This window comes from Umezawaea sp. (assembly GCF_036375055.1).
Taxonomy (GTDB): Bacteria; Actinomycetota; Actinomycetes; order Mycobacteriales; family Pseudonocardiaceae; genus Umezawaea.
Genome location: NZ_DASUSQ010000011.1, coordinates 85,851 through 99,503 on the forward strand (window position 1 = coordinate 85,851; position 13,653 = coordinate 99,503).

Here is a 13,653-nt window from a genome sequence, read left to right on the forward strand (position 1 = left end):
AGTCAGGCCTGCCACAGCACCGGGCAGAACTCGGGGTCGGCGTAGTCCGGGTCGCCGTTCGCGGTCTTGCGGACGAGTTCGTCGTGCTTGTAAGGGGTCTGCCTGCTGTCCGTGGCCAGCCGGTGGTCGCGGTAGGCGTTCGCGCCGTCCTGCATGTGCAGGGAGATCGCGCGCCTCGGCCGGTCGGTGAGGTTGGCCGCGCTGCCGTGGTAGAGCCGGCAGTGGTGGAACGTCATGTGCCCCTTGGGGATCGTCATCGGGAGCTTGACGACCTCGGCGGCGTTGCGCCGCGACGTCTCCAGCAGCAGGTGCTCGCGCTCGTGGTCACCGGGCACCGCGGCGTAGCCGTTCCTGCTGTCCCAGCCCCGGAACTCGTTCCACCGGTGGCTGCCGTCGACCATCGTGATGGTGCCGATGGACTCGTCGCAGTCGTGGAACGGGATGAACGCCGTGATCATGTCCTCGGAGCTGGACGAGGCCCAGTAGTACTTGTCGAAGTGCCAGGGCACGATGTTGGACTTCTCGTCCGGCTGCGGCGGCTTGTACAGCAGGGTCGCCTGGAACAGCCGGATGAGGTCCACGCCCGCCAGTCGGGCCGCCGTCGCGGCGATCACCGGCTTGCGCAGGATCGCGCCGATGGTGTCGTTCTCGTAGTGGATGTAGTCGTTGTTGCGCTGGATGTCGCCGTCCTCCGGCGTCCAGTACGAGATCTTCGACGGGTGCATGGGCAGCTCGCGGTCGCGCTTGCCCGCGTAGTAGTCCTCGCTGGCCTCGACGAGCGCGTCGGTCTCGTCGTCGGTGAGCAGCTTCGGGGAGAGGTACCAGCCGTGCTCGGCGTAGAACCGGACGTCCTCGTCGGACGGCAGCAGCTCCAGGTCGCGTGCGGACAGGATCGCGTTGTCTGGCACGGGTTTTCCTTTCACGGGTCGCGCCTGGCCGGCGAGGTCACGCGTCGGCGGGCGCGGTGGTGACGCGCAGGAGTTCGCGCACGGTCTTGAGCGTCTGCTCGCGGTCCTCCGGTGACGGGGCGTCGACCAGGACGAAGCCCGCGCGCTGGTCGGACGAGCGCAGCGGCGCGACGACGTCGCCGACCGACACCGCGAGACCGGCGCGGGTGACCATCGGGTGGGCCTTGACCTCGTCGAGGCCCGAGATGTCGACGACCGTGCCCGGCGCGCAGATCGGGAACCAGGCGGCCGCGTAGGACACCGGCTCGGGGGAAGCGGGCAGTTCCGGCGGCACGCCCATCGCGAGCTGCACGGCGGCGCGGTACGGGTCGAAGCGGTAGGACGCCGCGACGAGGTCGAGGATGAAGTCGCCGGGGGTCCGCACGGCGACCTCCATGATCGCCGGACCCCGCTCGGTGAGCCGGAACTCCAGGTGCACGAGCCCGGTGCGCACACCCGCGCTCCGCACGACGCCCTCGGTCAGCTCGCGGACGGCGCGCTCGGTCTCCGGGTCGTCGAACCGGTGGCCCGCGCGGTGCGCGACCTCCACGAAGCGGGGTGGACCGGTGGTCTCCTTCGCCGTGATGTTGCCGAACAGGACCTCGCCGTCGCGGGTGAAGCCCTCCCAGCTGAACTCGGGCCCCTCGACGGCCTGCTCCACGAGCAGGCGCTCGGTCCGCCGCGCCGCGAGGACCGCGCGCAGCTCGTCCACGCCGGACACGAGCTGGACGCCCGTGCTGCCGAAGGAGGAGAACGGCTTCACGACCACGGGCAGTCTCGGTCGTGCCCACTCGACGGCCCGGTCGTGGCCAGCCACGACGTGGAACTCCGGCTGCGGCAGGCCGTTCGCCGCGAAGCAGGCGCGTTGCAGCGCCTTGTTCCTGGACAGGGTCGAGGCGTGCAGGGACGGGCCGGGGAGGCCGAGGCGGTCGCCGACCACGGCCGCGCCGAGGACGTGCGGCTCGGAGAACGCCAGCACACCGTCCACCGGCGACGCCGCGGCGACCGCGTACCCGCCGACGGCCCACAGCTCGTCGACCGCCCAGCCGTCCTGGCCGAGGTCCGGCACCCGGTGCACCTCGACACCGTCGGGCACCTCCCCCGACCACGCCTCGGTCTCGACGACGTGGACCCCGAACCCGAGGTCGCGCGCGGCCTCCAGGTACGGGCGGCCCATGAAACCGACACCGACGAGCGCAAGCCGCTTCACTGGTTACCCGCCTTCACGCAAAGAGCACCAACAGCACATCCCCAGACGGCACGAGCATCAGCGCCGGATATTTTCGAAGCTAGCACCGCCGCATTCCAGCGGCAAGCAGATATCGGTCCGGACCCGCTCCGGGACCACTCGCCGCTCGGCCACCGGGGAGGCGAGCAACACGATCCCTCACACCCACCACACAGAAGACCAGCCAAACCAGCTACCCATGACGTTCACTCGAATGGAGTAACTATTCACGAAGTCAAGCGACTATGAGCACAGAATGCTACCAATGTCTCTTCCATCCCTCTTTCGAGGGATACCCCCAGCTCAGGGCCGGTCTGAGGGGCCACACCAGACCAGTTGCACCGGATTGGAATCGCCGGTAGTGTCGGGTCTTGATCGGCGGCTACGAGCGTTGTCCTGGGGACACTGGATCCAACGCTCCGAAGAACTGATTCGCGGTGTGACTGGGGAAGTATCGCACAGCGGCGCACTTTTTCGTGCGCACGAAAGAGTCGATTAGCAGTCGACGCTCCATAATCATCAGCCCGCCCAGCAGGGTGGGCCCAATCGGTGTGCCTAAATATTGTTTCACCGCCCTTCGCTCGCTCACACCAAGGTTTCGAAGAGGAGAACCGTGTCTGAATACGACTCTTTCGCGGACGCGTACGCGGCCGGTCTGCGCGACGTCCTGGTCGACGGCTCGCACGTCCCGTCGGTGCGCGACCCGCTGTCCAAGGCATCGGACTTCGGGACGAAGGACCGCCCCTACCGCGAGGTGATCGCGCACTCCTTCCGCGTTCGAGACCCCCAGCAGTCCCTCGCCGTCAGCTCGGCGCTCCCGGTGAACCTGCCGTACTGCTTCGGGCTCCTCGCCTGGTCCCTGGACGGCCGCAACGACGTCGACACCCCGGCGTACTACCGGCGCGGGGCGCACGAGTACTCCGACGACCAGCACACCCTCAGCGGCGCGTTCGGCCACCGGCTGCTGTCGTCGGCCGCGGGCGGCGACCAGTTGGAGGCGATCATCGGCCGGATCCGCAAGGATCCCGCGCACCGCAGGGCGTTCGGCCTCGTGCTCGACCCCTCGGACAACTTCCGGGAGTCGCGGGAGTACCCGTGCGCGGTGGGCGTGCAGCTCTTCCTTCGCGACGGCGCGCTCACGTGGCTCACCGTGATGCGCGCGCAGCAGGCGCTCACCGTCCTGCCCTACGACGCGTTCCTCTTCCTGCTCATGCACCAGTGGGCCGCGGCGCTGCTGGGCGTGCCCTGCGGGCCGTACATCCACCAGTCGGGCACGTTCCACTTCTACGACAACGAGATCGACCTCGCGCGGAAGGTCGTCGAGGCCCCCGTGACGTCGGCGCAGCTACCCGCCCTGCCTGACAGCCCCGAGGAGGCCCGCGAGGCCGTCGCGGAGCTGATCGCACTGGAGCGGACGCTGCGCGAGGCCGGGGTGGCGGGCAACACCGCCGCCGTCGACGAGATCGCCTCGACCAAGGCGTCGACCGACTTCACCGACGTGGTGCGCGCGTGCCTGGCCACGCAGGCCTACCGCAAGCTCGGCGACGCGGAGACCCGTGTCGACTCGCCCGCGGCGTCCCCCGAGGTGGGCGGGCTGATCGCGGCCGTCTGACCGCTCCCCGCCCTTTCCGAGGAGGAGTTCGTCGAACTGCAAGGGGGACCACACGTGGACGTCTCGGTGCGCGACACCCTGAAACCGGACCGAACACCACCCATCGACGGCGACGACCGCCTCACCCGGCTCGTCGAGGACAGACGAGCGCGGTTCGCCGCGGTTCAGCACGCGGGCGGCGACCAGGACGCCGTCTACCGCTTCCCCGTCATGGCGGCGCTCGTGCCCGTCGCGACCAACCGCGGGGGTGAGGTCGCCTACCCCGGCGACCCGATGTGCCTGTACTCCGCGCTCATCAGCACGATCCTGCGTTCCGTGGAGCGCAGGGCGTCCGGGCTGCCCGCGGTCCCGCACGTCGACGACGTGTACCCGGACTGGGGCCTCTACCCGGACGCGCACTACCGCTTGGCCGAGTCCGGCCCGCGGACCGGGTTGATCGTCGACAACCCGACGACCGACGGGAAGGTCTTCGACCCGCGGATCTGGGACGAGGCCGCGCGGGACCTCTTCGTCGAGCAGTTGCGCACGCTGCGCCCGAAGGTCGTGATGCTCAGCGCGGTGTCCGCCGCGCACCGGTACGCGCTGGAGATGGCGGAGCTGGCCAAGGAGCACGTGCCGGACTGCCTGGTCGTGCTGGGCGGCAGGCACGCGGACGAGACGGTCCGGGTCGACCGGGGCTCCGGTCTCGTCCAGCTGTCGTGGAGCAGCACGGTCGAGGTCGTGCGCGACGGCAGGGCCGACGGCGACGTCGACTTCGTCGTGGCGGGCGACGGCGCTCCGCTGCTGGACCTGCTGATGCGGGCCATCGGCCTGGTGGCCGAGCCGGGTTTCGGTCCGACCGACGTCGACCGGGTGATGGACGCGCTGCGGCTGATCGGCGAGCGGCACGAGGACCTCGCCGGGGTGGGGCGCGTCGTGGGCTTCGGCCGCGACGTCGTCATCCAGCCGGTCGAGGGCCGGGCGCTGAGCAGGTCCGAGCTGCCCTCGCCCTACGACGCGTTCTCAGTTCGGGCGCGCTTCGGCGTGTTCGACCGGGCGGGGTCGTCGATCCACGGCAGCCGGACCGGCCACATGATGACCCTCGACTCCTGCCCGTTCAAGTGCACCTTCTGCTCGGAGAGCAGCGCGGTGAAGGGCACGCCCACCCGGTTCGCGATCACCGAGACGCAGGAGGTCGCCGCCAGGGTCCAGCGGTTGGTGGACTGGGGCGCCGAGGCCGTGTTCTTCGACGACCCGGTGTTCTGGGGCGGCAACTGGACGGCCATCACGGCGTTCTGCCGCGACCTGCTCGCGCAGGCCGACCAGCCGTGCGCGGGCCACCTCCCCGGAGACCCGGAGCACCGGTCCCTGCGGGACCTGGAGTGGGGCGCGCAGCTGACGGTCGACGTCGTGCTGAACCGGGCCAGGTGGGCCGAGGTCGGCGCGGGGCTCGACCTGATGCGCGAGGCGGGGTGCTCCTACGTCTACATCGGCATCGAGAGCATGGCCGAACCGGTGATGAAGCACGTCAAGAAGAACCTGCTGCGCCGCAACCCCGAGCCGTGGGTCGGCAAGGTCAGGGAGGCGCTGGAGAAGATCAGGTCGCACGGCATCCGCGTCGGCAGCTCCGTCCTGTTCGGACTGGACGGCGAGGACCGCACGACGATGGAGGAGACCATCGAGCAGATCGGCAGGCTCATCGACGACGACCTGCTGATCATGGCCAGCCCGAACATCCTCACCTACCACCCCGGCACGTCGGTGTCCGAAGAGCACGGCCAGGACAAGCTCGACTACCACTCCCGCAAGGAGAACCGTCCCCCGTACACGTACTTCGAGGAGGCGTACCCGGAGGTGGTCTCCAAGTTGTTGGCGGAGGACGACATCTGGTACATCCACGAGACGGCCGCCAAGAGGTGGGGCACGGTGCGCAACAGCGCGGCCGAGGGAGCGGGCGTCGCCGACTGAGCGCCGACCGCACGACAGCATCCGACAGCCGCCCAGGAAGAGGAACACCATGCTGGAACCGACGTTGAACCCGCCGCTCGCGGTGGACCCGAAGAGCTACTGGGCTCCGTACTTCACCTACTTCCCCGCGCTGTCGCGGTACATCCCGCTGGGCGACTACGCCAAGCGGGTCCGCCCGAGGGCGTGCGTGCTGGGCGCCTCGGACGGCAAGTTCGCGCTGCCGCTGCTGCGCGCGGGCTGGGAGGTCGTCGGGGTGGAGACCGACGAGACGTTCCTCGACGGCGGTGTGCTCGACCTCGTCGACGGCCCGCACGAGATCGTCGGCCTGCGCAAGCGGCTGGCGGACGAGGGCCTGGAGGACCGCTGCACGATCGTCGAGCAGGACTACATGACGCTCGACGCGGCGGGCGACTTCCAGTTCGTCATGGGCAGCGGCCTGTGGTCGATGCCGCCCAACCGCAAGCACACCCTCCAGGCGCTGTTCGACCACGCGATGGGCATGGTGGCGCCGGGTGGGGTGTTCTTCGCCGACTACCTCGTCGGGTTGACGCCCGAGGACCAGGCGTGCGGCTACTACCCCGGTGTCGAGGAGATGGGCGGCATCGTCGCGCGCGACGGGTGGGAGCTGTTCGAGAACGTCGACCTCGGCATCTACGGCGAGAGCCACGTGGGGTTGGAGGAATGGCACTACCACCGCTACGCGGCCGTGATCGCGCACCGGTTCCCCGCTCCCCCGGCCGCAGGGTGATGTCGGGCTCCGCACCGTGCCGGGTCTGGGTGCTCGGCGGTTCCGCGAGTGGCAAGACCACGTTCGCGCGGGAGTTCTCGGCCGCGGCCGGGGCCCGGCACGTGGAGCTGGACCGGCTGTACTGGCAGGAGAACTGGACCCCGAAGGAGGACGCCGCGTTCCGCGAGGAGCTGGGCGTCCTCCTGCGGGAGCCGCGCTGGGTCGTGGACGGGCAGTACGCGGCGGCGGTCGACGACTTCGTGGCCGAGGCGGACTGCGTGGTCTGGCTCGACACGCCGCTGCGCGTGGCGTGGCCGAGGCTGCTGCGGCGCACCGTCACCAGGCTGGTGCGCAGGCAGGACCTGTGGGCGGGCAACCGCGAGTCCTTCACCAGCGTCGTGGGGCCCAGGTCGATCCTCTGGTTCGCGCTGCGCCTGCGGAAGCCGCAGCAGGAGGCGAACCAGCGGTTGTTCGACCGCCTGCGCCCCGGTGGCGCCGTGCTGGTGCGCAGCCGGACAGGTGACCCGGCCGCGCTCGCACGCGGTCTGGCGAACGGGGTGGGGTCGAGTGACCACGGCTGATCTCAAGCCGGTGCCCGGCTCTGCGCTGGCGGCCGACCCGGCGGTGACGGCAGACCCAGCGGTGACGGCGGATGCGGCAGCCACGGAAGTCACGGTGGATCCGGCTGTGGCAGCGGACACGGCGGTCACGGCAGACCCGACGGACGTGGCAGGTCCGGCGGCCACCGCAAACCCGACGGACCCGGCGGTCACGGCAGATCGGACAGACGCGGCGGTCACGGTGGATCCGGCAAAACCGGCAGTGGCGCCGGATGCGCCGGTCACCACAGACCCAGCGGTCACGGCGAGCGCGGCAATCGCGGCGGACGCAGCCGCGAGGACAGCCCCGGCGGCGGCAAACCCGGCAGACGCGGCAAACCCGACAGTGAAGGCGGTCACCGCGGACACGGCGGCCACCGCAGGCCCGGCGGCCCCGGCGCTGGTCGTGACGGACCTGGACGGCACGCTGCTGCGCTCGGACGGTTCGCTGTCCGGGCGGTCGGTTGCGGCGCTGGTGTCGGTGGCTGAGGCGGGTCTGCGGGTCGTGTTCGCGACGGCCAGGCCGGTGTGGGCCGCCGTGGGTGTCGTGCAGGCCGCACGATCGGGTGACTTCCTGATCTCGTCCAACGGTGCCGTGGTGTCCGAGGTGGCGTCCGGTCGGGTCGTGCGCACCACGGCGATGTCCGCCGAGGTGGCGGGGGCGGTCGTGGCCGCCCTCGCCGCGCGGTGCCCGGAGGCGGTGTGGGCGGTGGATCGGGTCGCTGACCGGATCGTGTCTCCCGCCTGGCCGAACGTGCTGGCCAGCACCTCCGCGCGGCTGTCCCGCGCCGACCGGGTGCCGCCGGGCGCGGGAGTGCTCTGCCTGATGGTCGTCGGCTGTCCCCGCGAGCTGGGGCACGAGGTCGCCCGCGAGTTCGGGGTCGGCTGCACGTCGTCGAGCGCGGGTCTGCTGGAGTTCTCGGCGCCGGGGGCGGACAAGAGGTCCGCCCTGCTCTGGGTGCTCGACCGCCTCGGGCTGTCCGCCGAGCGGGTCGTGGCCTACGGCGACGCGCCGAACGACCTGGCCCTGCTCGGGGTGGCGGGTACGGCGGTCGCCGTCGCCAACGCGGACGCGGCCGTGCTGCTGGCGGCGGACGCGGTGGTCGCGTCGAACGACGAGGACGGCGTCGCGCGGCACCTGGAAGAGTTGACGCGGCAGACCGGACCCCGCCGCACACCAGAAGGGCAATCGATGATCCTCTCCGCCTACGACTCCGCCGCCGAGGTCCCCGCGACCGAGTGGGACTCGCTGCGGGACCGGGCCACCACCTACTCGGCGTCCGGCTGGCTCGGCGTCCGCGAGGAGGAGCTGCCGGGCAGCGGGGTCGGCCGCCACCTGGTCGCGCGGGACGCCACCGGCGCGGCGGCGGGTCTGGAGACCTACGCGTTCACCGAGCCGCCGCACCGGCTGTACGCCCCCACGTTCCTGTTGGAGGGCCTGGTCGACGAGGACCGGGCCGTCGCCTACGAGCGCGAGCCGTTCGTCTTCGGCGCGGGCTGGTCGGAGTTCCGCGGCCAGGTCCCGGTGCGCCCCGGCCTGCCCGCGGCCGACCGGGCGTCCGCCGTCGGCGCGCTGGCGGCGGACACCCTGGCCTGGGCCGCCGATCGGAACGCGCACCTGCTGTCCTACCTGTACCTCCCGCTGGAGGAGGCGCTCGACGTGGCCCGCGCCCACGCCGACGCCGAGCCGGTGGTGGTGCTCCAGGACGTCGAGAACGTGCTGAGGACCGACTGGGCCGACTTCGCCGACTACCTGGCCTGGCTGCCCCGCAACCGCAGGACGCGGGTGCGCCGCGAGCTGCGCGACTTCCAGGAGAGCGGCCGGAAGGTGCGCGAGTGCGCGCTGGCCGAGGTGGTCGACGTGATCGCCCCGCTGAACAACGCCCTCATGCAGAAGTACGGCCACACCTGGTACAGCCTGGAGCGCGCGCTCGCCGTGTACGACCGGCAGGCGCGGCACCTCTCGGCGGACAGCTCCGTGCTGCTCGTCGAGGACGAGGGCAGGCCCGCGGCGTTCGCGCTGCGCTACCGCCGTGACGACCGGCTGTACTCCAGGGTCGTGGGGTTCGACTACGACCTGCCCAACCGGTCGGACTACTTCAACATCCTGATGTACGACGCGGTCCGCACCGGTGCCGAGCGCGGGATCGCGGAGATCAACCTGGGTGTGGGCACGTACGAGGCGAAGCTGGGGCGCGGTGCCCTGCCGGTGCCGCTGTACAGCGTGTTCGTCGGGGTGCGGGAGCCGCTGCCGGTCACGGCGCGGGCGGTCGAGGAGCACAACCGGCGCAAGGTCACCGCGTTCGCCGAGGAGTTCGGCCGGTTCGTGGTGGGCGGGCTGGACGCCGAGGCGTGGATGCCGGAGAGGGGAAGCGAGTGACGGTCCGGGTGCTGGGGAGCCTGGAGGGGGTCGACGCGCGGGCGTGGGACTCGCTGGTGCGTCCGCTCGGGTTCTACGCGAGCTACGACTGGCTGCGGTCGCAGGAGCGGTCGGCGGCGGCCACGGTGACGTACGTCCTCGTGGAGGAGGACGGCGAGCTGGTGGCGGCGACGCCGGTGTACGAGTTCGCGGCGTTCGCCGAGCCCGCCCCGCCCGCCTCGGCGGGGGCGGCCGGCCTGCTGCGGGCGGGGCCGCGCACCGGCTACCACAACCAGCTCCTCGTGCGCGCCGAGAACGAGCCCGCGGCGGGTGAGCAGGCCGCGCTGCTGGTGGGCGCGCTCGCGGACCTCGCGGTCGAACGCGGACGTGAGGCGGTGCTGTTCGACCACCTGACGACGGCGGACCTGGCCCTGCTGGACTGCGGCTTCGAGGCGCGGGGCGAGCTGCGCGGCGCGGAAGGCGTGGTGCACAACGACGGGGGGACGTTCGAGTCCTACGTCCGGCTGCTCGGGCGCAACGCGCGCAAGAAGGAGTACGAGTGGCGGCGCTTCGCCGACGCGGGCTTCCGGGTCGACGTGGTGCGGCTGTCGGAGTGCGTGGACGAGGTCGTGCCACTGATCGCGAGCACGGGCGACCGGTACGGCTCCGGGCTGCCGGAGGAGGAGATCCGCCGGTACCTGGGTGAGCAGGCGCGGTGCGCCGACGACGCGAGCGCGGTGTTCCGCTGCTTCGACGCCGACGGGGCGCTCGTCGGGTGCTCGGTGTGCTTCCGCTGGCAGGACACCCTGTACGCGCGGGTGGCCGGGTTCGACTACGCGAGGCTGCGGGACGCGTTCGAGTACTTCAACACCGTGTACTACGAGCCGCTGCGGTACATGGAGGCGAACGGGCTGCGCACCCTGCACCTGGGGGTGGCCTCGCTGGAGGCGAAGGTGCGCCGGGGGGCGGCGCTGCACCCGCAGTGGGCGTGCGCGATCCCGGTGCCGCTGACGCCGGGGGTGCTGCGGGCGCACGACCCGGCCGCCGACCGCGCGCTCGCCGACTCGATCGCGGAGGGGGCGAAGAGCGGCATGGGCGACCACGAGTGGTCGGCCGACGCGTTCGGCAAGGCCACCCGGCCGAGCTGACCACAGCGGACCGCTCCGCCACCGCCGACCTGACCGCGAGGCGGGTTCGGCGGGGCGGACCGCGGACCTGACCACGACGACCGTTCTCGGGGGGACGAGGAATGCCAGCAGGGACCGACACCGACGCGCTGCGGGACGAGTTGCGGCGCGCCACCAGCGGGTCGTGCCGTCACGCCGACGCGTTCGTCGAGCGGTACGCCCACATCGCGCTGCGCCACGTGGGCGGGCGGACGGCCGACCTGATGACGACCCGGCGCGCGGGCACGTCCGTGCGGCGCGTCGACGGGGACGGCGTGGCGTACCAGGCTGACGACGACCCGGCTCGGGTGCTGGAGGTGCTGGGGGCCGAGCAGGCCGCCTTCGACCTGTCCGCCGGGCACGCGCACCTCGACGACCTGGTGCTCGCGGTCGAGGAGGCGGCTCGTTCCGCGGACCCGCGGATCACCCAGGTCCTCGTCGACGCCGAGCTGAGCGCGCAGCAGATCGCCGTGGTCGGTGTCGACGAGGTGCGCCGCGACCAGCGGAGCCTGCTGTACCTGACGATCCGGGTCATCGCGGAGGAGAACGGCAGGCGCGCCACGGGTTTCCTCACACCGGGCACGTCCGCCGCCGACCTGTCGCTCGACGCGGCGGCGGCGGGCAGGGCGGCGGCCGACCGCGCGCTCATCGCACTGGCCGCGCGGCCCGCCCCGGTGGCGCACCTGCCGGTCGTGGTCGGGCCGGGGCGGGGCATGGTGCTGGTGCACGAGGCGTGCTGCCACCCGCTGGAAGCCGACGAGGTGCTGCGCGGCTCCGTGTACGCGGACCGGTTGGGAGAGCGGATCGCCGCGCCAGGGGTGTCCATCGTGGACGATCCGACGCTGGCCGGCGCGGTGGGGTCGTACGGGGTCGACGACGACGGGACCGCGGCGCGGCCCACCACCCTCGTGGACGACGGGACGCTCGCGTCGTTCCTCAGCGACCGGGTGACGTCCGAGCGGCTGGGGCTGCCCATCACGCCGAACGGGAGGCGGGACGGGTTCCACCACCGGCCCATCCCCCGGATGACGAACACCCGCGTGCTGGCGGGCGGCGTGACGCCGGAGGACATCATCGCCGACACGCGCTTCGGGCTGTACGCGCCGCACGTCGGCGGTGGCGAGGTGCTGGAGTCGACCGGCGACTTCGTGTTCCGGGTGATGAACGGGTACCTGATCGAGAACGGGAGGATCACCGACCCCATCGGGGAGACCACGGTGCGCGGCAACGGTGCCGAGGTGCTGCGGTCCATCGACGCGGTCGGTGACGACGTGGAGCTGGGTGTGGCGAAGTGCGGCAAGTTCGGGCAGCTGATCCCGGTCGGCGTGTGCGGGCCGACGCTGCGGATCGGTTCCCTGCTGGTGGGAGGGACGGACGCGTGAGGCTCGACGACGCGGTGATCGACGACTACCTGCGGGCGGCGGCCCGGCACGGCGCGACGGCCGAGGTGCGGCTGCGGGTCGACGAGCGGGAGGAGCTGGTCGTCCACTCCGGACTGGTGGACTCCACGTCGACCGTGCGGGCGGGAACGGTGACCGTGCGGCTGTGGCGGGACGGCCGGACAGCGCTCGCCGTCGTGCCGCGCACGGCCGACGCCGAGTCCGTGGTCGCGGACGCGCTGGCGAACTCCTACGAGGCCGCACCGCGGCAGGTCACGGCGGCGGGGGGAACGGGAAGCGGTGGAACGGGAAGCGGTGGAACAGGAGGCGGTGGAACGGGAGGCGGTGGGCAGAGCGGTTCGCCCATGGCCGCACCACCCGCGACGAACGCCGACGACACCACGCCGGGGCAGGACTCGACGGCTGAGACCGACCACACCACACTGAGGCAAGACCCCGCGGCTGGGACCGACGACACCACACCGGAGCAAGACTCAACGGCTGAGACCGACCACACCACACCGGGGCAAGACCCCGCGGCTGGGACCAACCACACCACACCGGAGCAAGACTCGACGGCAGAGACCGACCACACCACACCGGGGCAAGACCCCGCGGCTGGGACCAACCACACCACACCGAGGCAGGACCCCGCGGCTGGAAACGACCACACCACGCCGGAGCAGGTCGCGGTGGGTGGGCCTGGCGGTGGTGGGCGGAGTGCCAGTCGGTCGCTTGCGGAGTTGCGGGCGGAGGCGGCGGCGCTCACCTCCGCTGGCGACGTGCTGACGGAGCTGTGGATCAACCAGGTCAGCCGGTCGGTGGTCGTCGCGAGCACCGGAGGTGGCCGCCGTGGGTACCGGACCAGTTCCGGGTCGTTGCTGTACCGCGCTACCCGTGACGCGGCCGGTCGGAGGACGCACGTCGACCGGGAGGACATCGGGCCGGACGCCGCGTTCCTGCTCGGGCGGCTGCCCGCGCTGGTCGCCGGGCGGTGCGGTGCCGTGTTGCGCGCCCCCACGACGACGTCCGCTCCGCCCTCGGCCGTTGTGCTCGACGGGGCCGTGGCGGCGCGGTTGGTGTTCCTGTTCGCGCGGAGCCTGTGCGCGGACTCGGTGGCGCAGGGGCGCAGCAGGCTCGCCGGCCTGGTGGGGACGCGGATCCTGTCGGCGTCGTTGACGCTGGTGGACGATCCGCTCGCGCGGGACGCGCCGCTGCACGCGCCGTTCGACGACGAGGGCACGCCGACGGCTCGGCGCGTGCTGGTGGACCGGGGTGTGCTGACCGGTTTCCTCGGCAGCCGCGAGCACGCGTCGCCGGTGGCGGGCAACGCGTGGCAGGAAGGTCCGTCCGTGCCGCCCCGGCCGATGCCGGGGAACCTGTGGATCGAACCGGGGTCCGGGGCGGCCGTGCCGGACGGCGCGTTCCTGAGGGTGGTGCAGGCGTACGGGATGCACCTGTCGAACGACATCACCGGCGACTTCTCGATGGGGGTGACCGCGCTGGTGGAGCAGGGTGGCGAGGTGTGCTCGGCCGAGGGGCTCACGGTGGCGGGCAACGTGTTCGCGATGCTGGAGCGCGCGCACCCGCTGGCCACCGAGCTGACCTGGTCGGGTGGCGGGTCGTCGTACTGCGCCTCGCCGGACCTGCTCGTCGAGGGCCTCACCGTGGGCGTCTGAACCGTTGGGG

The 13,653-nt window shown here is 72.0% G+C and carries 10 protein-coding genes; 8 read left to right on the top strand and 2 right to left on the bottom strand.

All coding sequences use genetic code 11. The features are described 5' to 3' along the window. Positions 1-2: 2 nt before the first annotated feature. A complete protein-coding gene (locus VFZ92_RS03880; protein ID WP_330874282.1) occupies positions 3-908 on the bottom strand; it encodes a phytanoyl-CoA dioxygenase family protein in 906 nt (301 codons plus the stop codon). A 37-nt stretch (positions 909-945) separates the two neighbouring features. Beyond that, the gene (locus VFZ92_RS03885) at positions 946-2,157 is read right to left on the bottom strand and encodes an ATP-grasp domain-containing protein (RefSeq protein WP_330874283.1); all 1,212 of its coding nucleotides are present in this window, start codon (positions 2,155-2,157) and stop codon (positions 946-948) included. A gap of 631 nt (positions 2,158-2,788) precedes the next feature. Here VFZ92_RS03885 and VFZ92_RS03890 point away from each other — a divergent pair. The 8 genes from VFZ92_RS03890 to VFZ92_RS03925 all read left to right on the top strand — a co-directional run bounded on the left by VFZ92_RS03890 (position 2,789) and on the right by VFZ92_RS03925 (position 13,643). Then, complete coding sequence (locus tag VFZ92_RS03890) at positions 2,789-3,787, top strand: thymidylate synthase (RefSeq protein WP_330874284.1); 999 nt, start codon at positions 2,789-2,791, stop codon at positions 3,785-3,787. Between the two features lie 66 nt (positions 3,788-3,853). Then, positions 3,854-5,734, top strand: coding sequence for a B12-binding domain-containing radical SAM protein (locus VFZ92_RS03895; protein ID WP_330874285.1), 1,881 nt, complete (start codon positions 3,854-3,856; stop codon positions 5,732-5,734). 49 nt (positions 5,735-5,783) lie between these two features. Then, complete coding sequence (locus VFZ92_RS03900) at positions 5,784-6,482, top strand: hypothetical protein (RefSeq protein ID WP_330874286.1); 699 nt, start codon at positions 5,784-5,786, stop codon at positions 6,480-6,482. Next, positions 6,482-7,042 carry a hypothetical protein gene (locus tag VFZ92_RS03905; RefSeq protein ID WP_330874287.1) on the top strand — a complete coding sequence of 187 codons (561 nt, stop codon included), beginning with the start codon at positions 6,482-6,484 and terminating at the stop codon, positions 7,040-7,042. The genes VFZ92_RS03900 and VFZ92_RS03905 overlap by 1 nt, the downstream gene beginning before the upstream one ends. 364 nt (positions 7,043-7,406) lie before the next feature. After that, the gene (locus VFZ92_RS03910) at positions 7,407-9,440 is read left to right on the top strand and encodes a GNAT family N-acetyltransferase (RefSeq protein ID WP_330874288.1); all 2,034 of its coding nucleotides are present in this window, start codon (positions 7,407-7,409) and stop codon (positions 9,438-9,440) included. Then, positions 9,437-10,567: a GNAT family N-acetyltransferase gene (locus tag VFZ92_RS03915; protein ID WP_330874289.1), complete on the top strand. Its 1,131-nt coding sequence runs from the start codon at positions 9,437-9,439 to the stop codon at positions 10,565-10,567. The genes VFZ92_RS03910 and VFZ92_RS03915 overlap by 4 nt, the downstream gene beginning before the upstream one ends. A 101-nt stretch (positions 10,568-10,668) precedes the next feature. Continuing rightward, positions 10,669-11,967 (top strand): TldD/PmbA family protein, encoded by a 1,299-nt coding sequence (locus VFZ92_RS03920; RefSeq protein ID WP_330874290.1) that lies wholly within the window; start codon positions 10,669-10,671, stop codon positions 11,965-11,967. Continuing rightward, on the top strand, positions 11,964-13,643 hold the full coding sequence (locus tag VFZ92_RS03925) for a metallopeptidase TldD-related protein (RefSeq protein WP_330874291.1): 1,680 nt from the start codon (positions 11,964-11,966) through the stop codon (positions 13,641-13,643). The genes VFZ92_RS03920 and VFZ92_RS03925 overlap by 4 nt, the downstream gene beginning before the upstream one ends. Positions 13,644-13,653 lie beyond the last annotated feature (10 nt).